Source organism: Lactiplantibacillus argentoratensis, assembly GCF_037290055.1.
GTDB classification, from domain to species: Bacteria; Bacillota; Bacilli; order Lactobacillales; family Lactobacillaceae; genus Lactiplantibacillus; species Lactiplantibacillus plantarum.
On the sequence record NZ_CP147647.1, the window covers coordinates 1,653,532 to 1,673,158 of the forward strand.

16 protein-coding genes are annotated in these 19,627 nt (G+C 48.1%); all 16 read right to left on the reverse strand.

Annotated elements, in window-relative coordinates; translation table 11 throughout:
• Positions 1-12: 12 nt before the first annotated feature.
• Entirely contained in the window at positions 13-1,188 is a 1,176-nt protein-coding gene (locus tag V7R88_RS07740; RefSeq protein ID WP_338816127.1) for a serine hydrolase domain-containing protein, read from the reverse strand.
• Between the two features lie 432 nt (positions 1,189-1,620).
• The gene (gene dnaJ, locus V7R88_RS07745; RefSeq protein WP_003640710.1) at positions 1,621-2,763 is read right to left on the reverse strand and encodes a molecular chaperone DnaJ; all 1,143 of its coding nucleotides are present in this window, start codon (positions 2,761-2,763) and stop codon (positions 1,621-1,623) included.
• Positions 2,764-2,864: 101 nt separating this feature from the next.
• A complete protein-coding gene (gene dnaK, locus V7R88_RS07750; protein ID WP_057716995.1) occupies positions 2,865-4,733 on the reverse strand; it encodes a molecular chaperone DnaK in 1,869 nt (622 codons plus the stop codon).
• Between the two features lie 43 nt (positions 4,734-4,776).
• Complete coding sequence (gene grpE, locus V7R88_RS07755) at positions 4,777-5,376, reverse strand: nucleotide exchange factor GrpE (protein WP_338816128.1); 600 nt, start codon at positions 5,374-5,376, stop codon at positions 4,777-4,779.
• Between the two features lie 20 nt (positions 5,377-5,396).
• Positions 5,397-6,440 carry a heat-inducible transcriptional repressor HrcA gene (gene hrcA, locus V7R88_RS07760; protein WP_057716996.1) on the reverse strand — a complete coding sequence of 348 codons (1,044 nt, stop codon included), beginning with the start codon at positions 6,438-6,440 and terminating at the stop codon, positions 5,397-5,399.
• A gap of 404 nt (positions 6,441-6,844) precedes the next feature.
• Positions 6,845-7,555, reverse strand: a complete 711-nt coding sequence (gene budA / locus V7R88_RS07765; RefSeq protein ID WP_057716997.1) for an acetolactate decarboxylase — start codon at positions 7,553-7,555, stop codon at positions 6,845-6,847.
• A complete protein-coding gene (gene ribF / locus V7R88_RS07770) occupies positions 7,556-8,557 on the reverse strand; it encodes a riboflavin biosynthesis protein RibF (protein ID WP_054396583.1) in 1,002 nt (333 codons plus the stop codon). It abuts the gene before it with no gap.
• A 12-nt stretch (positions 8,558-8,569) separates the two neighbouring features.
• A complete protein-coding gene (truB, locus tag V7R88_RS07775) occupies positions 8,570-9,493 on the reverse strand; it encodes a tRNA pseudouridine(55) synthase TruB (RefSeq protein ID WP_072535269.1) in 924 nt (307 codons plus the stop codon).
• A 511-nt stretch (positions 9,494-10,004) separates the two neighbouring features.
• Positions 10,005-10,526, reverse strand: a complete 522-nt coding sequence (locus V7R88_RS07780) for a shikimate kinase (protein WP_054396580.1) — start codon at positions 10,524-10,526, stop codon at positions 10,005-10,007.
• A gap of 1 nt (position 10,527) precedes the next feature.
• The gene (locus tag V7R88_RS07785) at positions 10,528-11,625 is read right to left on the reverse strand and encodes a prephenate dehydrogenase (RefSeq protein ID WP_060598934.1); all 1,098 of its coding nucleotides are present in this window, start codon (positions 11,623-11,625) and stop codon (positions 10,528-10,530) included.
• A 2-nt stretch (positions 11,626-11,627) separates the two neighbouring features.
• Positions 11,628-12,926 carry a 3-phosphoshikimate 1-carboxyvinyltransferase gene (gene aroA / locus V7R88_RS07790; protein WP_057716999.1) on the reverse strand — a complete coding sequence of 433 codons (1,299 nt, stop codon included), beginning with the start codon at positions 12,924-12,926 and terminating at the stop codon, positions 11,628-11,630.
• 13 nt (positions 12,927-12,939) lie between these two features.
• Entirely contained in the window at positions 12,940-13,467 is a 528-nt protein-coding gene (locus V7R88_RS07795) for a hypothetical protein (protein ID WP_054396574.1), read from the reverse strand.
• An 8-nt stretch (positions 13,468-13,475) separates the two neighbouring features.
• Positions 13,476-14,645 carry a chorismate synthase gene (gene aroC, locus V7R88_RS07800; protein ID WP_057717000.1) on the reverse strand — a complete coding sequence of 390 codons (1,170 nt, stop codon included), beginning with the start codon at positions 14,643-14,645 and terminating at the stop codon, positions 13,476-13,478.
• On the reverse strand, positions 14,638-16,080 hold the full coding sequence (locus V7R88_RS07805; RefSeq protein ID WP_057717001.1) for an MFS transporter: 1,443 nt from the start codon (positions 16,078-16,080) through the stop codon (positions 14,638-14,640). The genes aroC and V7R88_RS07805 overlap by 8 nt, the downstream gene beginning before the upstream one ends.
• 597 nt (positions 16,081-16,677) lie before the next feature.
• A complete protein-coding gene (gene rbfA / locus V7R88_RS07810) occupies positions 16,678-17,031 on the reverse strand; it encodes a 30S ribosome-binding factor RbfA (protein WP_003640723.1) in 354 nt (117 codons plus the stop codon).
• Between the two features lie 22 nt (positions 17,032-17,053).
• A complete protein-coding gene (gene infB, locus V7R88_RS07815) occupies positions 17,054-19,618 on the reverse strand; it encodes a translation initiation factor IF-2 (protein WP_338816129.1) in 2,565 nt (854 codons plus the stop codon).
• Positions 19,619-19,627 lie beyond the last annotated feature (9 nt).

The window sequence follows — 19,627 nt, forward strand, 5'->3', positions numbered from 1 at the left end:
ACCCAATGTCAGTTACTTGATATCACCCTTCATTAATTCGGTAAAGATCTTATTAGCTGTTGCCTGAATGCCGGCAGACCTGCGATAATAATTGCTCATTAATACCACCCCGGTCTTCCCATCTGGTGAGAGGAAGATGCTAGATTCGTAACCATAACCAACGCCATGCGAACGTACCCCATTGGTCAAGTTATAAATACCACCACCGTACTCGCCAGTCGCAGTCCGGGTGTGTAAAATAGCCACGTTTCGCTTGGAAATTAGCTTACCTTTAAGAATTGCACTTTCAACCTTAAATAAATCTGCATTCGACATATAAACCTGTCCAGTACCTAACTCATTGGCCATCTGGGCTTTACTTTCTGGCATCGTTTTTTCATAGCCAGGAGTGGTTTCACTAGTCTCCGAGTGATAACCAGTTGTTGCGTCTTTTCCGAGACCATCAATAACAAAACCGGATTCGGTTAAACCAAGTTTGTCAATAAAATGGGTCGTAAAGTAGTGCTTGTACGTTTGACCAGTAAGCTGGCGAATAATACCCGCTAGCAAAAGGAAATTAACGGATGAATAATTAGCCGTTCCATTTTTTTCTGGATAATAATAAACATTATGCTTGGCATAATCGATTACTTTAGCCTCGGAAGCAAATTCTTTGAGACCAGTATTCAGGCGAAAGCCAGTCGTCATATCCAACATTTGGCGAATGGTCGTTTGGCGTCCGTGCTTCAAATTTGGATAAAATTTGGAGATTGGATCAGTTAACTTGAGTTTCCCCGCTTGTACGAGTTGCATAATGCCAACCGCCGTCATTGACTTCTGAATTGACAGAATCTGATACTTCGAATTAACTTGATTACGCACATGCTTAGCTTTATTCGCATAACCAAACGCATGATTGTAGATGACATGATCATCTTTAACGACCATCGCAGACCCGACAAAGTGGCTCAACTTGAGTACCTTAGTCACTTGTTCATCCGTATCTTTACTATTCGAAAACGTTGTCTGGTTGACCTTACGACTAAGCTGGCTATTTTTTTGCGCCGCTTTCTGATTCAATGCTTTGTCAGTTTGACGCTTTTTAGCAATCGCTGCTTGCCGCTCTGTATGATGAACATAGTAGCCGCCGCCAGCACCCACAATCAGCAGCACAAGAAAAACTGTGACTAAAAGTTTGCTTTGCTTCACAATGATTGACCTCCCCATTAGCTATCAATTACGAACTGATTGGTGATATTAGCTACGCCGCTAATAGGACGTAAGTTCAAGTTATAGTGTAACAACCTACCGACCAATAACGGTTAGGCCGGCTCAAAAAGATCAAAATCCTGCATTTTCGTTCGCTGATACGACATATTTGTAACGGTTTTGTAACATCAACGTTACGTCCCCCGTAAGCTAGCAGCGTATTACTTCACCTCCTTGACTAATTCTAGCACTCACTAATCACTGGACGACAGGATAACGAAACAGTTTACACAAAAACCGGGTTACTGAAAAGTCACTTAATAAACAGGCCAGCATCTTTGATTGACTGTACTAAAAGAGCTAGGCGCACCCACCACAAAATGTGATGGGTGCGCCTAGCTCTTTGTATATTTCTGGAATTAGTTCGCTCGGTTAAACACCCCGAAGCTTGTCAAATAACGAACTCTTGCCATTGCCAGCAACTGATTTGCCGCTAGCTTTAGCAAAGGTCTTCAAAGCTTCTTTTTGACCCTTGTTCAAGTGCGTTGGCGTTTCAATATTAACGGTAACGCGTTCGTCGCCGTTGCCATTGCCACGTAATCGTGGTGCACCTTTACCACGTAACCGGAAAGTTGTCCCCGTCTGAGTACCAGCTGGGATCTTCAACTTAACGTCCCCGTGAACCGTCTTAACTTGAACTTCATCACCAAGAGCGGCCTGAACGAAGTCGATCGGCAACTTGAAGTAAATCGTCGCACCATCCCGTTCAAAGTCCTTACTTGGCTCAACTCTGAAGATAATGAATAAATCACCATAAGGGCCACCATTCGTTCCCGCTTCACCTTGATTTTGAAGCCGCATTTGTTGGCCTTCTTCAACTCCAGCAGGAACCGTCACTTTGATGGAATGACTTTGTTCAGTATGACCAGAGCCACCACAAGTGGCACACTTGTCCTTGATTTCTTTACCAGTTCCATGACAAACGTCACAAACTTGTTGGCTCATCATCCGACCGAGTGGTGTGTTCGTCTGGACCTGAATATAGCCCGCACCATGACATTTCGAACAGGTCACCGGCGATGTCCCCGGCTTGGCACCAGAACCACCACAAGTCTCACACTGTTCCTCACGATTGTAGGTGATGGTCGTCTTCTTACCAAAGATCGCATCTTCAAACTTCAGTGTCATCTCATACTGTAAGTCTCGGCCTTGTTGCGGGGCCGTTGGGTTAGAACGCCGTGAACCACCAGCGCCACCACCGAAGAAGGAACTGAAAATATCTTCAAAGCCGCCACCGCCGCCGAAGCCACCAAAGTCTTGACCGCCGAAACCGCCGGCGCCACCGAAGCCTTGTTGGCCACCAGTCGATCCGAATTGATCATACTGTGCCCGCTTCTGGGCATCGCCTAACGTTTCGTACGCTTCATTGACAGCTTTAAACTTTTCTTCCGCGCCAGGTTCATGATTCAAATCAGGATGATACTTCTTCGAAAGCTTGCGGTACGCCTTCTTGATTTCGTCCTGACTGGCATCCTTTTCAACACCCAGAACCTTATATAAGTCTTGCTCTGCCATTGTAACCTCCTAATGAACCTTAATTAAGTCTCATTAATACTAGCATATTTAAAGCAAAAAGGCCAAAGCCACGTGGCCTTGGCCTTTTTGTTCTGCCGGTGCTACTTCTTATCCTTGTCTTTATCCAAGTCTTCGAAATCACCGTCAACCGTGTTGTCATCACTGCCCTTGGCTGAGTTGGCATTGCCAGCAGTATTACTGTCGGCACCGCCTTGTGCACCCTGAGCTTCTTGAGCTTGTTGATACAACTTAACTGATAAGTCCTGAACGATCTTGTTCAAGTCGTCCTTCTTGGCCTTCATTTCGTCAATGTTGTTATCATCTTGAGCTTTCTTCAAAGCATCACGAGCATCTTTGGCTTTCTTAACTTCATCTTCTGAAACCTTGCCTTCAAGATCTTTCAAAGTCTTGTCGGTAGTAAAGATCAATTGGTCAACTTCGTTCTTCAAGTCAACTTCTTCTTTACGTTTCTTATCGGCTTCTTCGTTTTCCTTGGCTTCCTTGACCATTTGATCAATTTCGTCGTCAGAAAGACCCGATGAACTCTTGATAGTAATCTTTTGTTCTTTATTAGTTCCCATATCCTTAGCAGATACGTTAACGATCCCGTTCTTATCGATGTCAAACTTAACTTCGATTTGAGGAACACCACGTGGTGCCGCTGGAATGTCCGTTAATTGGAAACGTCCCAACGTCTTGTTATCTGCTGCCATTGGCCGTTCACCTTGGAGCACGTGAATATCAACGGCTGGTTGATTATCAGCCGCCGTACTAAATACTTGCGACTTGCTGGTTGGGATCGTCGTGTTACGGTCGATCAACTTAGTGAAGACCCCACCCATGGTTTCAATACCGAGTGAAAGTGGCGTAACGTCAAGCAATACAACGTCTTTAACATCACCAGTGATCACACCACCTTGAACAGCGGCCCCTAAGGCAACCGCTTCATCAGGGTTGATAGAATGGTTAGATTCTTTGCCAGTCCACTTTTCAACAGCTTCTTGAACAGCTGGAATCCGAGTTGACCCACCATTCAAGATGACAACGTCTAAGTCGCTAGCTGATAAATCAGCATCCTTCAAGGCATTTTCAACAGGGATCCGTGTCTTTTCAACTAAGTCAGCAGTCAATTCGTTGAACTTAGCGCGTGTTAACGTGGTTTCCAAGTGCAATGGGCCACTAGCACCAGCGGAAATAAATGGCAAACTGATTTGGGCTTCAGAAACACCAGAAAGGTCCTTCTTAGCTTTTTCAGCAGCATCCTTTAACCGTTGTAAGGCCATCTTGTCTTTTGATAAATCAACGCCGTTGTCCGCTTTAAAGCCATCAACTAACCAGTCGATAATCTTTTGGTCAAAGTCGTCACCACCAAGGTGGGTATCACCATTTGTGGATAATACTTCGAAGACCCCGTCGCCTAATTCCAAGATGGAGACATCAAACGTCCCACCACCAAGGTCATAAACTAAGATTTTTTCATCTTTGTCGGTCTTATCCAAACCATAGGCTAAAGCTGCCGCCGTTGGTTCGTTAATAATCCGTTCAATGTTTAAGCCAGCAATCTTACCAGCATCCTTAGTTGCTTGCCGTTGGGCATCATTAAAGTAAGCTGGCACCGTCACAACGGCCTTTTCAACCGTGTCACCCAAGTAATCTTCAGCAAAACCCTTGATGTATTGCAAGATCATTGCTGAGATTTGTTGTGGGGTGTAGTCCTTACCTTCGATGCTAACTTTGTATCCAGCTTCACCCATGTGACGCTTGATTGAAGCTACCGTATTCGGGTTAGTGATTGCTTGCCGCTTGGCAACTTCACCAACTTGAGTTTCGCCATCTTTGAACGCCACAACTGAAGGAACCGTCCGGCCACCTTCAGGAGTGGTGATAATCTTAGGTTCATTACCTTCAAGAACCGCTACCGCTGAGTTAGTAGTCCCGAGGTCAATCCCGATAATTTTATTACTTGCCATAAATTAACAAACCTCTTTTTAATTTAGTATTTTTATTGATTAATTACTGTGCCACAACAACCATTGCTGGACGGAGGGTCCGATCTTTCAATAGGTAACCCCGTTGTAAGACTTGTACCACCGTATCAGCTGGATGATCATCATCAACTGGCACCGTTTGAACAGCTTGGTGAATATTAGGATCAAACTTTTCGCCCGCAGCCGCAACTTCGGTGACCCCATGTTTTTTCAAAGCATCTTGTAAATGGCCATAAACCATTTCGACACCCTTCTTCAACTGTTGGGCCGCCTCATCGTCAGCCGGCGTTGCTAAGGCCCGTTCCAAGTTATCCAAAACTGGTAAGACATCCTTTGCAAGTGCTTGACCATCATACTTGAGCAGCGCCGCTTGTTCTTTCTTGTTGCGGTTTTGCATATTGACGATCTCCGCCTGTGCACGCAATAACTGATCGTCTTTCGCATCAAGTTGTGCTTTTAGATCAGTAATTTGTTGTGTTGGATCGACTGCTTTCGTTTGTTCAGCTTGATCATCAGCCGCACTCGTCGCTGCCTGTGTGGCTTCACTGGCAGTTAACGTTGCTGCTGAATCAGTTGTTGACGCTTGTGAATCTTCCGGCGTCGTCCGCGTTGATTTCTTTGCCAATGTTTTCATCTCCCTGTCCGTCACTCGTCAAAGTACCGGTAATAATCTAATAATTTGCGGGCTAATTCTCGTTGGAACGCACCCATCAGTCCAATCATCCGTGAATATGGCATGGCGGTCGGCCCGAGCAAGGCAATCACACCCTGCCCGTGCTGATCGACATCATAAGTCGCGGTAATTAAACTGTAGTTCTTCAACAAATCGTTGGTGATCTCATTACCGATCCGGACTTGAATCCGTTGACCCGGCGGACCAATCACATTAGCTAACCGGTCCGTTTGGTCAAGTAACGAGTACAATGACTGTAACTCTTTGGGGCTTTGCTGGTCCGTATAGTTGAATAAATTCAGCTTACCACCAACATAGAAGCGCTCGGAGGCTGCCTTGGACAACACACTGCCAAAAATATCTAAGAAGCCGTCTGGATCTTGCAAATACTGTGCAAGCTTCAACGGAATCTCATGCGTTAATTGACGGAGGACGTCTTGTAACGGCAGGCCAACCAGTTGATCGTCAATAAAACGAACAACCGGCTCCAGATCATCACCAGTAATGTCACTCGGAATGGTGAACGTCTGATTTTCAACGTCCCCATTATTAGTAACCAGAATGGCCATCACCTGATGATTACCCAGTGGCACGAGTCGAAAACCACTCAATCGACTATCTTTAAGTTCAGGTCGCAATGTAAAGGTCGTGTAACTTGTCAGTTGTGACAAGATATCCGCCGACTGAGCGACGATCTCATCGATCTTGTGGAATTCACCACCCAATGAATGTTGAATCACCTTCAAGTCCTTCCCATCAACCCTTTCAGGCTTTAGGATATGATCAACATAGTACCGATATCCTTTAATCGATGGAATGCGCCCTGAAGACAAATGCGTTTTGACGATCAATCCCAAATCCTCTAGCCGGGCCATTTCATTACGAATCGTCGCCGAGCTGACCTTGATCGGTAGCTCTTGAACTAGCGATTTGGATCCAACTGGATTACCGCCCTCGGTATAGTCACGGACAATGGCCTTTAAAATTAGGCTTTGTCGTTCAGTTAACGTGATCATCACCTCTTTTTAGCACTTAACTTAATGGAGTGCTAACACAATTACTAATATAACAACCACCCTGATGAAAGTCAAGGAAAGACAAAGTATTTCTATAAAAGAATGCATAAATTATTAGGACGGCAAGTACCACCATGACTGGATTTAGTGGATTGCCACTAACAATTAGCACTCCTTACTTACGAGTGCTAATATACACCCTCACCCTTCACAATGCAAGCATGGTGCCTAGCAGCCTAATCGATGTTTCCAACGGGCGCCCGCACACTCTCTGCCAACGTTTTCGCACATCGTCGTCATAAAAAAAGTCTCGCGAGCTACTAACTCGCGAGACTTTTTTGGCTTGGTCACATGCATTTTTCAAGCTAAGGTGCCGGCCTTAACGGCAATCAGTAGTCAACTGATCAACGCTCAGCTTTATTGATAGCATGATCAATCGCTTCGTTATCAAATTGTTCTTGCAGGTACGCCTCATTGTCGATCGGTAAGTGGACGTGAAAATCAGCAAAATGTTGAACTTTCAGTGTCGCCTGTTCGACCTCAAAGCCCAGCAAATGGCCACCCAATTGATGATCGTTACTCAGGAAATGTAAGTGAAAGCCACCGACTGTGGCACCTTGGAACAGATGCGGTGCATAGTAGCCAATAATCGTGCCATCAACGTGTTCGCCGGTGAATTCCGGTTGTGTCGTCGTAGCCGCAACCAAGGTTTTGTACGGTGGCTCCTGGCGAGGTGCGACCCGCGTCTTGATTTTTGCAAAGGTCCCGTCGACCCGAATAGCCGCAAACACGTTAGTTAGCCGATAATCGCGGACCACTTGCTGTTCAAAGTCAGCTTGGGTGGTTAGCGCTAATTGCGCGCTGATGTCAGGCTTCTCAAAGTGTACTGATGCAAATGGCAACGTCTCTTCAGGCTGAATTTCACGAATCTTGCCATCCTCGCGTGCTTGGTAGGCGTGACCGTCTAAAATAATCACTTCGCCATTGAGGCCGTCTAGTGTCCCGATCCCGGTGTCACCATGAGTCAAGAGTTCACCGGCCGTAATCGTCCCGTCAAATAAGCCCGGAACGAGTAAGCCTAGTGTGCCGTGTTGAAAAATTGTTGTTGTGTCCATTCATTGTGCCTCCAAACGATCTGATTGTTGTGCAACTTGAATCCGGGGTGTCACCACAAAGGGATGCGCCACATAATAGTCACGGGTGTTTTGTTCATCCCGCTTTAATTGTGCAACCAAGGCATCAGCCCCGGCAAACTTGATTTCACCACGCATCCGGTGCCCCCAACGCACCGTTAAATTGTGTCCATATAGATCCCCTTGAAAATCTAATAAGTAGATCTCCACCGTGATTGGTCGGTGGTCACCAAACGTGACATTTCGTCCAACTGAGGCCATCCCCATGACCCAGCGTGTCCCAATCTGCACCATCGTCGCGTAGATGCCGATTCCAGGAACCCGGGTATTGGGTCCGTGCGCGACATTCGCCGTTGGAAAGCCGAGCGTGCGGCCCCGTGCTTCACCATGAACTACTTCGCCAGCCGTTTCGTATTGATAACCGAGTAACCGGTTGGCCGTATCGATATCACCAGTGTCCAAAGCACGGCGAATCCGCGTTGAGCTGATCTTTTCGGCGTCTAGTTCCGCCTTAGGGACCTCAATGATTTCAAACCGATCATGACCATAATCATTCAAACGTTGCATGTTCGCAATATCAGCCGGTCCGTACGTGTAGTCAAAACCAGCAACCACCGTTTGCGTGTGTAAGCCAACGATCAACTGATCGACAAACGTTTGGGGGGGCATGGCCCCGACCGTGGCGTCAAAGTGAAGCACATATAGAATGTCAACGCCGAGCTCACTCATTAACGCCGTCTTCTGATCAATCGTCGTTAAATAACGGACTTGCTGGGGATCAGTGTGTTTAAAAACAACTGACGGATGCTGGTCAAACGTCATCACTGCCAGTTGGGCGTGTTGGGCCTGAGCAGCTTGCCGGGCCGTTGCAACGACTTGCTGATGTCCGCGGTGAACGCCGTCAAAAAAACCTAGGGCCAATACGATCGGTCCGTCAGGAATCTGACCAGACGCCACGGGATACTTTAAATTAATCACCTGCATGACAAAAACTCCTTAATTGACCGCAAACATTTTGAACGGCTTGTACCGCTGTTCGTCCGGTCGATAACTATATAGACATTTTAGGCTGTTTTGGTAAACTAACGCAACCATCGTGTTCGCATCTGGATCAGTTTGTTGTCCTTCTGCCGCAGTAATAAAAGCACCGTTTTTAACGCGTTGCCACTGTTCATCCGTCAACGTGACCCGCGGATACTGCCCTAAGGCTTTATCGATGGGCGCTAGTAGTGCCCCCGCCGTGCCAGCTTCAACATGGGCCGCGATTTCCTCGAAGGTCACGGTCTCATCCAAAGTAAAACCGCCACTCTTTAACCGGGTCAGGTCGCTCATCACCGCGGGCACCCCGAGCACTTTACCAACATCCACTGCGAGTGTCCGAACGTAAGTCCCCTTACTACATGCGACCGTAAAATAGATTGTCTGCGTCTGGGTTGACGGATCATAAGTAGCGGCTTGACGTTGCTTGAAGCTGCTAATAGTGACGTGTCGTTCTGGGCGTTCGACGGTTTCACCGTTGCGAGCATAATCATATAAACGGCGTCCATTTACTTTTACCGCTGAAAACATCGGCGGAATTTGCGTAATGGCCCCGGTCATCCGTGCCAGCGCAGCATCAATTTCGTCATTTGTGAACGGCTCTGTGACCGCCTGGCGTGCAATCTCCTCACCATCTAAATCTTCAGTGGTCGTTGCAAATCCCAGGGTGATGCTCCCTTGATATTCTTTACCGGAAGCGACTAAAAATTGAACAACTTTAGTCGCATTGCCGATACAAATTGGTAAAACGCCATCCACATTTGGGTCCAGTGTCCCAGAATGGCCGACTTTGCGGGTCTGATAGAGTCGTCGAATCTTAGCGACACAGTCGAAACTCGTCATTCCGCGAGGTTTATATAATGGTAGAATCCCGTTCAACATAAAAAACGCCTTCAATCATTTAAATTCGGTTTCTAGTGGCAACCAACCGCTTTGCCACGTTTCGATCGTTCTTAATCGACGGTTTTCAGTATACCACACCTCACCACTATGTAAGCGGATTATCACAGAATTCAGGGAGCTGGCGTCGTAGCGACGACAGCCGGAAGCTGGTCCTGATTCGACACCATCACCTGGCATGCTGACAACGACTACCCAGTTGTCGCAATCGTTGATTGGCAAACCATATCGCACCCGAAAACACTTCCTATAGATCAATGGTCGCTCCACAAAAGCGTTGGTGGTGGTGGGCCGTACGACCGGTCAATGAGGCGTCAGATGGGTTGGCACCTTTTCCACAGTTGCCGAACGTACTTTACAGACATTAAAAAACCGTGCGGCCTCTTTCGGGACATGCACGGTCATCAGCATTTATTTTTCATTATAAAAGGTCACCGCCACTGTCTGCAAATGCCACTGGCAGTGACGCCACAATTGGCGACGTCATCAGCTTTCAAGCTTGAAGCGCCGTAGCTTGCTGATTCAACCATTCCTGAATCTGGTGCGCAATCTGCCGCGGTGTCAACTGATCAGTGGCAATCGTCAAATCGGCTACCGCGGCGTATAAGGATTGACGCCGCCGCTTCAAGGCAATCAGTGCATCCGGATCCAGTTCATTGACTAGTGGCCGACTGCTGTCATTTTTGACCCGATTAATCGTAGTCTGGTCCCCAGCCGTCAGCCAGATGACGGGCACCGTACTTTGCTTCAGACTGATTGCATTCATTGCAATGGTCGGCGTCCCGCCACCAGTTGATAAGACCCCAGGTGTTTTGAGGGCCTGCAGCAGCGTTTGATGCTCCATTTGCCGAAAGTACCCTTCGCCACGCTCAGCGAAAATCGTCGTAATTGGTCGTCCCGCTCGTTGAACGATCAAGTCATCCAAATCAGCGTGTTCCGTTGCTAGCCCAGCTGCTAAAAGCCGTCCGACCGTGGTTTTACCACTACCCATAAATCCAATTAAAATTGCGCGCATGCTAATTCCTCCTTGCAATCTGATAACCAGCATCTGTTAATAATGACGCGGCTTGCGTTTGCGTCTTCAAATCACTAAATGTCAGTTGTAATACGCCATCAACGTCTTCACGAATCTCTAAGATATGAATATTGACTATGCTCAGTTGAGCTTGTGCTAACCGCCGAGTAACATCCGCAATGGCCCCCACTTGGTCGGGAACGTTCAAAAACAAATCATAAAAGTTAGGAAGGCCGCCCAAACGTTCAGGCCCCAAGTGGTCACGAGTCACCTTGGCCGTCGCAAAAAAATCATGCAGCACTGGCTGATCATGGGCACTAATGGCCGTTTTGATGCGGATTAACTGGTCAATATAATCCTGCAATTGATTGGTTATTAGTTCAGCGTTAGTCATCAGGATAGCCGCCCACATGGTGGGGTCCGAACTGGCAATTCGCGTAATACTTTTAAAACCCCCGGCTGCTAAGCGTAATCCGAGTGGTGAATCCGCCAAAGCCACCTGAGTCTGATCAACTAGTGCCGCGGCGACGATATGCGGCAAATGACTTAGCTGACCAACAATCCGATCATGCTGCATCGCCGTGACCGTCAACCATTTGACGTGGGTCGCTTGTAACCATACTTGTAGTCGTTCAACGGCTGCCTGGTCGGTCCGTCCCGGTACCAAAAAGTAAAAAGCGTTCTCAAACAAATTGGCACGACCAGCCGTCACGCCGGATTTGTGCGAACCAGCCATTGGATGACCGCCGATGAAACTCACTCCTTGCTGCTGGAGGGCGTGACCAGCACGCATCACAACCTGTTTGGTACTCCCGACATCAGTCACGAGCACCCCAGCTTTTAGCGTCAGCGTCGCCAGTTGATGCAGGTCAGCCACGATCACATCTACCGGTCCCGCTAAAATGATTACGTCCGCGTCGCCCGCGACCGCTGCCAGGTTGGGCGCACTCACATCGATTATTCCTTGCTGGCGCGCGTAGCTCAGGCTAGCCGCATCCTGATCGATTCCAATGATTCGCACACCCGGATGACCCTGTTTGATGCCTAGTGCCAACGAACTACCAATTAGCCCTAAGCCCTTGATCAATATTGTCGTCATCTTCACACCTCCTGGTTTAAACGTGCCAAATCTTCGAAGAATGTCGGGTATGAAATATTCACTGCTTCGGCATCCACCAGTTCGGTGGGACCGCCGACCCGTAACGCCGAGATCGCCATCATCATACCGATTCGGTGATCGCCATGACTAGCTAGTGGCTCGGTCGGTTGCTGCCAAGACTGGCGACCATCGATCACAAAGCCATCTGGTCGTGCCGTAATCTGAACGCCCAGCTTTTGGAGCTCAGTCACGATCGTCGCAATCCGATCCGTTTCCTTGACCCGCAGTTCAGCTGCCCCACTGATCGTGCTAATGCCATCCGCGGTCGCCGCTAACAACGCGACTAGTGGCAATTCATCAATCACGGCCGGAATTTCACTGGCGGTGACTTGGACCGGATGCAATTGGGCAAACCGCACGTCTAGCGTACCAACAGGCTCACCCGCACCGAGCTTACGATCGACCGTCACCCGGCCGCCCATCCGTTGCAAAATGCTTAGGAACCCCGTTCGTGTCGAATTCAGTCCCACGTGGGTCAGTCGGACATGCGAATTTGGAATAATCGTTGCAGCGGTCATGAAAAATGCCGCCGAAGAAAAATCGCCTGGGATCGTCAATGATTGGCCAATCAAGTTTGGCTGCGGATGCACCGTGATTGTCCGATGATCAGCTGCCGTTTCGGTTTGACCACCAAATAACCTTAACAAGCGCTCGGTATGGTCGCGAGTCGGTAATTTTTCAACGATCGTACTCGGTCGATCAGCTTGCAAAGCGGCCAAAATCAAGGCGCTTTTGACCTGCGCACTAGCGACCTGCATCTCGGTACGACTACCATGCAAAGTCCGGCCAGTGATCAGCATAGGTAAGTGCCCTCCGGTTAATTGCAACTGCGCCCCCATGGCCTGTAACGGTTGCCGCACTCGTTCCATCGGCCGTTGACTAAGAGACGCATCACCAACCAGGGTCGTCTCAAACGGCTGACCAGCTAACAGCCCGGCTAGCAGTCGCGTCGCTGTCCCCGCATTTCCCATGTCTAATGCCTGTTGTGGTTGGGTCAGCCCGCGTAAACCGCGACCCCTGATCATAACGGTCGTGCCAGTCCGCTCGATTGGCACCCCTAACTGCTGAAGCGCCGTCAGCGTGCTGAGACAATCGGCAGCTGGCAAAAAATGATGCAAAGTCGTCGTCCCCTGACTAATTGCCCCCAGGATCAGACCTCGATGCGATATGCTCTTATCGCCGGGTACGCTTAACTCACCGTGTAGACCACAGGTTGGTTGAATGCTTAGTTCTTTTATCATTAATCATCATCACCTAATTTATTTGATAGACGCACCACACCATCGAAGGTGTCAAACGTGCAAGTTCTCGTTCGTGAGTCGTCAGTGTCACGTTTTTTTCATTAGTTAACACGTATGCCGCTTGATTACGCTGATAAGCCTGATATGCTAAATACTTACTTGCGACCGTTTGCACTGTGACCTGGTGCACGACCCTCGTTAATAATTGGGCAGTCGCTGCATGCGTGTAACCAATCTGATTGTCGGCCCCCACGCGCTGGAGCACGACGAGTGGATCGAGTTGCGTCATAAAACAATCGGTCAACGTCAATTGGGGCAACAACGCATAGTGGATATCGCCCCAACTGGCATTCAGGGTGTCCGATTTGAACGCGGCTGGTATCACCAGTTGGTCACCAGAATAGGACGTTAAATGGGTTAAAATGGCTTCAAAGCTTGGGTGTTCAACAATCACTGCTTGTCCCTGCCAGTTGCGATGATTATAAACTTGCGCGGCCGCATAACTATCCGTGGCGGTCGGTCCTAAGGTATGAATTTGCATAGGCCCTCCTAATATTGACGGAGTTCTTCGCGATATGCCGCTACAGCTTGTTGCAGGCGCGCTAAGTTACTGCCATCAAATGTGGCCGTCAATGCTCGCGTTAGTTCGATTGCGACCACGCTTTCGACCACGATCGAGGCGGGAACGATGGCTGTCGTATCTGAACGCTCCACGCTCGCCTTTTGGCTGACCTTGGTCGCGATATCCACACTTTGTAATGGCTTGTAAAGTGTCGGAATCGGCTTCATGGCAGCCTTAACAACGATTGGCATTCCATTAGTCATGCCGCCCTCAAAGCCGCCCAAATGATTGGTCAGCCGTGACCAGCCAGCATGTTCATCCCAACTAATTTCATCCATTACCTGGCTACCATAATGGCTGGCAGCTGCAAATCCATCACCGATTTCAACCCCTTTCATGGCGTTGACCCCCATCACTGCGGCGGCTAATTGACCATCTAACTTGGTATCCCAATTCGTGTAACTGCCTAAACCTGCCGGGACATTTTCGACAACGACCCGGATAACACCGCCCAAGGTATCCCCAGCCTTCTTCGTTGCTGTGATCAGCTCATGGATTTCGGGCACTAAGGTCGCATCTGGTAAACGCAAATCATTTTGTATAATTTGGGCCTGCAATTGTTCAACGGATAGTGCTAAATCGGACGTCACTTGCTTAGGCCCAATTTGTTGAACGTAGCCAACTAGGTGAATGTCCAGCTGCGCTAATAATTGCTTACAGATCTGACCAATGGCCACCCGCATGGCAGTCTCACGAGCTGAGGAGCGTTCTAGCACGTTACGTAGATCACGATGACCGTACTTCATGCCCCCCACTAAGTCGGCGTGCCCCGGACGTGGGCGCGTAACTTGTCGCAAGGTATTGGTTGCCGTAGCCGGACTGACTGGATCCATGATTGCGGCCCAGTGCGCGTGGTCGCGGTTCAGAATCGTTAGTGCAATTGGTGAGCCCAGCGTAACACCGTGCCGGACGCCACCGGTGATTTGAATGGTGTCATGTTCAATCTGCTGGCGATTACCGCGGCCAAAGCCACCTTGTCGGGCAGCGAGGCCCGCATTAATAGCGTCAATATCAAGTTGTAAGCCAGCCGGAATACCGGTCAGCACCCCGGTCAACTGGGGTCCGTGCGATTCACCTGCAGTAACGTAATTAATCATGATCAATCTCCTCCTTGTGTAAATCCGTCTGATAGGCGCGCGAGTTATGCATAATTGCTTGATAAATGGCTTGTAAATAAGGGGTATGCGCGGTCTGGGTACTCTTCACCGCAACTTGTTGGAGCACCCGTTGTTCCCGTTGTTGATCTAATACTGGAAGTTGCTGCGCTTGCTTCAACTCCCCGATGGCGGTCACCGTATCAAAACGTTGATTAAGTAATCGGACGATTTGCTGGTCAATGTGATTGATACGCTGGCGTTCTTGACTAAGTGTGGTCGGGACATGTACCGCCCACACAGCCAGGGCGACAAAGGCGAGACCACTGGCAGCAATAACTAAATCAAAGCGCATCGCGGTCGCGACACTTTGTTTGGACAACCACCCAGTCACGAGCGGAATCGTGAAGGAAGCAATACTGCCAAACGTGAAGTAAATGCCAGTGATTCGGCCCTTGATGTGAGGATAGATTTTGATAAATAAGTTGAGGCCGACCTGCATCACACCACCCGCAGCCGTAAAACCAAACCCGAAAGCTGCCAGCATCGATAAGCCCACCGCCGGACTATAACAGATCAGCGCTAACGCCAACAACGAGCCACCATTCATTGCTAATAGTAATTTAGTTTCCGCAACCCCCCACCGTAGTAGCCAGAAGATTACGAGGACACCTGTAATCGAACCAATGCTGTAAAGCGAGAGCAACCAGTGCGCTAACACTGACGAAAAATGAAACGTCGTGGTGGCGAACAAGCTGACCCACTGCGTGTAGAGAATCATGAGTGCCATCGAAGTATAACCATAGCCAGCTAAGCCAAGTGTCGCCAAGTAACGACGAGACTTCGGTTGCCGCTTGGAAGCAACTACGACAGCCTGATCAGTTTGATTTTTGACCGGAAACTGTTGCCGATTTAACAGGACGGCGTTAACCACTAAGATGGCAGCTGCTAGCATGAATGACCAGCCGTACCAGATCCGCTGGGCTTCAAAGTTCGCAATAAGCAGTGGCAACAAGAATTCACCGGCTGACATGAAGGCTTTCAGTAACACATTAGCTGACCCTTGCCGACCACCCATTTCAATAAACGTCGGGTAGGTTCCCGCATCCAACGCGGAGTTCGCAATACCGGCCAAAATTGCCAAGCCATAAGCCAGTTGAATATTCGTGACAAATGCCATACCCACGAAGAAAGTGAAGTAGCAAGCCATACCGAGATTGACAAAGACCTTGCGACCAAGATGATCTGACCAACTGCCGAGGATAAAGTAAGCCAGCAAGCGCCCGATACCGATTCCAGAAATCACGTAGGAAACCGTCGCTAACGGGGTCTGCCAGTGTTGACCTAGTGCTTGCATGTTTTGCGTTAAAATAATTAAGCCAATGCCGTGAACAAAGTAGTTTAAGTAAAGACTGATTGATAATTGGTGCTGACGCATGAACAACAACTCCTTAATGGAAATAAAAAAAGCCGGCTAGATTGTGTAAATCTAGCCGGCTCATCAAAAATTAATCTGAATTGATGATATTATTCCAGCTAGACTCACGGTGTCTAGCTGGCCAAGATGAATTGACTTCGCTTAGACACGAACGTAGGTGCCGTCCGTATCTAAGGTTCCAACACGGGCGCTACCTAAAATAAGCAAAGCCATAATAATAAGTTGCGTTGAATGCTAACGTCGTCATATTCATCTATCCTTTCCGTTTGATTGATTATTTATATTAAAACATTCTCATTTTAATTCGTCAACCCTAATTTCATTTTAATTTTATAATCAATACGCCATCTTCACTTGTAAAGGTGGCGTCAGGCATCCCTCGACACTGTTCACCAGTGACTGTAAAAACCATATCAACGACGAGTTGCTCGACTTTATCGGCGGCCGCCATCAGCACTCTTAAAACGACGGTTGAATACCTAACTCGCCATCGATACTCACTGAGCCTAAGAGCCAGACAATGTCTTTCTCTTAGGTTAAACAAAAAATAGTCGCTGCCAATCCGTTTGGATTCGCAACGACTATTTTTTTCAGCGCTTAATCTTGACGCTTCAAGTTATTAATTAATTCATCGATCCGGCTACCGTATTGAACCGAGTTATCGCGTTCAAAAGTTAATTCCGGGGTTTTATAGATGCTAAGCCGTGAACCTAATTCACTACGAATTAAGCCCGTCGCCTTAGTCAATCCAGCCGCCGTCTTTTCACCATCGGATGCCTTATCTGACAAAATACTGTAGTAGATGGTCGCTTGTTGAAGGTCGCCAGTTACCGTCACACCGGTAATGGTTACACCCGCAACCCGTGGATCACGAACGCGTTTTAACAAAATATCGTTAACTTCGCGTTCGATTTCCTGTTCCAAACGACCAACTCGATAATGTTGTGCCATCTGCTAATCCCCCTTTTAAAGGTTATTCAACTGGGACTTCCTTCATCACGTACGCTTCAATGACATCGTTAACTTTAATATCATTGTAATCTTCGATTCGAAGACCAAGTTCGAAGCCTTGTTTAACTTCCTTAACGTCGTCCTTGAAACGCCGTAAGCTAGCTAGCTTGCCGTCATAAATAACGACACCGTCACGAATGACCCGAACACCAGAATCACGGTGGATGACACCATCAGTGACCATCCCACCACCAATCGTACCGACCTTAGAAACCTTGTAGATTTCACGGATTTCGGCTTGACCAGTAATTTCTTCTTTATAAGTTGGCTCGAGCATCCCTTTCATCGCGCTTTCGATTTCATCGATTGCGTTGTAGATGACTTGATGCAAACGAATATCAACATCGTCAGTATCAGCTTGGGCTTTGGCTTGCGGAGTTGGCCGCACGTTGAACCCGATAATAATCGCGTTACTTGCTTCCGCTAAGGCCACGTCACTTTCGTTGATTGCCCCAACCGCTGTATGGATAATATTGACCCGCACACCTTCAACATCGATTTTACGTAAACTACCAGCTAAAGCCTCAACGGAACCTTGAACATCAGCCTTAATGATGACGTCAACTTCCTTAAGCTCACCTTGTTTCATTGAATCAAACAAGTTATCCAAGGTAACGTGAGCAGTTTGCTTCCGTTCTTCCATCAAGGCTTGTTTTGCACGTTGTTCACCAGCATCACGGGCAGTCTTTTCATCATCAAAGACCACGAAACGGTCACCGGCGTCCGGCACATCGTTCAAGCCAGTAATTTCAATTGGTGTCGATGGTACGGCTTCTTTGATCCGCTTCCCATGGTCGTTGGTCATCGTCCGGACCTTACCATAAGTATTCCCAACAACGATTGGATCACCAACGTGCATGGTCCCTTGTTGAACAAGTAACGTGGCGGTAGAACCTTTCCCACGGTCAAGACTAGCTTCCAAGACAGATCCCGCAGCATTCTGCTTAGGGTTTGCCGTTAATTCAAGCACTTCTGATTGAAGTAAGATCATATCCAACAATTCATCTAGGTTCTTACCGAACTTCGCTGAAATCTGAACAAAGATCGTATCGCCACCCCAATCTTCAGGAATCAATCCATATTCAGTCAACTGTTCCATCACGTGGTTCGGGTTGGCACCTGGCTTATCAATCTTGTTAACGGCAACGATGATTGGTACTTTGGCAGCTTTCGCATGGTTGATGGCTTCAATTGTTTGTGGCATGACCCCATCATCAGCAGCAACGACCAACACGGTGATGTCGGTGATGTCAGCACCACGCGCCCGCATTTCGGTGAAGGCCGCGTGTCCTGGCGTATCCAGGAACGTGATAGTCTTGCCATCGTGCTTAACTTGATAAGCCCCGATTGCCTGGGTAATCCCACCGGCTTCGCCCGCTGTCACGTGCGTATGCCGCAATTGATCCAATAGGGTCGTCTTCCCATGGTCAACGTGTCCCATGACCGTAACAACCGGTGCCCGGGGTGCCAAATTATCGGTGTTGTTGACTTCATCATCAAAGAACTTGTCCAAATCAGTCACATCGACTTGAACCTTTTCTTGCGCGTCAATGCCGTAATCAGTTGCTAAGATTTCAATCGTATCTTTATCTAAGGACTGGTTTTGGTTAACGGCAACGCCTAACATGAACAACTTCTTGATAATTTCAGCAGGTTCACGGTGCAGTAACTTACCCAAATCCTGAGCATTCATGCCGACCGTGTAAACCAGTGTTTCTGGCAACGGCTTGTCTTTACGAACTGGTGCCGGCTTGTTATTGACCTGGCGAATCCGTTGATTCTTATTATTACGGCTCTTATTGTTCCGGTTGTTGCGCCGACGGTTATTGTTGTTACCACCACGATAACGACCACCGCCATTGCCACCACCGTTATTGTTACTATTCAAACTGCCCCCGAAGCGGCCACTACCGTTACGGGAACTGTTATTAGTGCCGTTGCTCCGGCTATTGTTACTACTGTTACTGTTCGTCGTATTCCGGTTGTTATTCCGGTTTTGACCACCGTTGTTGGTGCGGTTGTTACTCGTTTTTGAGCGGTTGTTGTTATTCGACCGGTTGTTGTTACTATTGTTAGACCGGTTCGAATTGCTCCCACTATTATTGCGAGTATTGTTGTTCCGTGAAGCATTGGTCGAACGATTCCCGTTACTATTGTTAGTCCGGTTACCGCCGTTATTGCTTCGATTACCGTTACTATTACGACTTTGACTATTATTTTGGTTATTATTACGATTATTATTCAAAGAATCACCACTCTGTTGATGACGCGAGTTGGATTGCTGCTGATTAGCAGTTCGTGTCACATTGTTTGCTACGGTTTGCGTAGCCCGACTAGTTTTAGCTGGAGCCGGTTGAGATTTAGGATGGGTAACTGCAGTCGCGCCTTGTAACTGACGCGCCTCACTGTCACCGAGTGTCGACATATGATTTTTGACGGAGAATCCCAACTGCTGAGCTTGCGCGATCAGCTGTTTACTTGGGACGTTGAGCTCCTTCGCTAACTCATAAATTCGCTTTTTCCCCATATCTTCACC

Coding starts and splice junctions, on each gene's coding strand:
- V7R88_RS07805 (WP_057717001.1), bottom strand. CDS start 16,080: ATGCGTCAGCACCAATTATCAATCAGTCTTTACTTAAACTACTTTGTT.
- truB (WP_072535269.1), bottom strand. CDS start 9,493: ATGTTGAACGGGATTCTACCATTATATAAACCTCGCGGAATGACGAGT.
- hrcA (WP_057716996.1), bottom strand. CDS start 6,440: ATGATCACGTTAACTGAACGACAAAGCCTAATTTTAAAGGCCATTGTC.
- budA (WP_057716997.1), bottom strand. CDS start 7,555: ATGGACACAACAACAATTTTTCAACACGGCACACTAGGCTTACTCGTT.
- dnaK (WP_057716995.1), bottom strand. CDS start 4,733: ATGGCAAGTAATAAAATTATCGGGATTGACCTCGGGACTACTAACTCA.
- V7R88_RS07785 (WP_060598934.1), bottom strand. CDS start 11,625: ATGACGACAATATTGATCAAGGGCTTAGGGCTAATTGGTAGTTCGTTG.
- ribF (WP_054396583.1), bottom strand. CDS start 8,557: ATGCAGGTGATTAATTTAAAGTATCCCGTGGCGTCTGGTCAGATTCCT.
- V7R88_RS07780 (WP_054396580.1), bottom strand. CDS start 10,526: ATGCGCGCAATTTTAATTGGATTTATGGGTAGTGGTAAAACCACGGTC.
- infB (WP_338816129.1), bottom strand. CDS start 19,618: ATGGGGAAAAAGCGAATTTATGAGTTAGCGAAGGAGCTCAACGTCCCA.
- aroA (WP_057716999.1), bottom strand. CDS start 12,926: ATGATAAAAGAACTAAGCATTCAACCAACCTGTGGTCTACACGGTGAG.
- V7R88_RS07795 (WP_054396574.1), bottom strand. CDS start 13,467: ATGCAAATTCATACCTTAGGACCGACCGCCACGGATAGTTATGCGGCC.
- dnaJ (WP_003640710.1), bottom strand. CDS start 2,763: ATGGCAGAGCAAGACTTATATAAGGTTCTGGGTGTTGAAAAGGATGCC.
- aroC (WP_057717000.1), bottom strand. CDS start 14,645: ATGATTAATTACGTTACTGCAGGTGAATCGCACGGACCCCAGTTGACC.
- rbfA (WP_003640723.1), bottom strand. CDS start 17,031: ATGGCACAACATTATCGAGTTGGTCGTTTGGAACAGGAAATCGAACGC.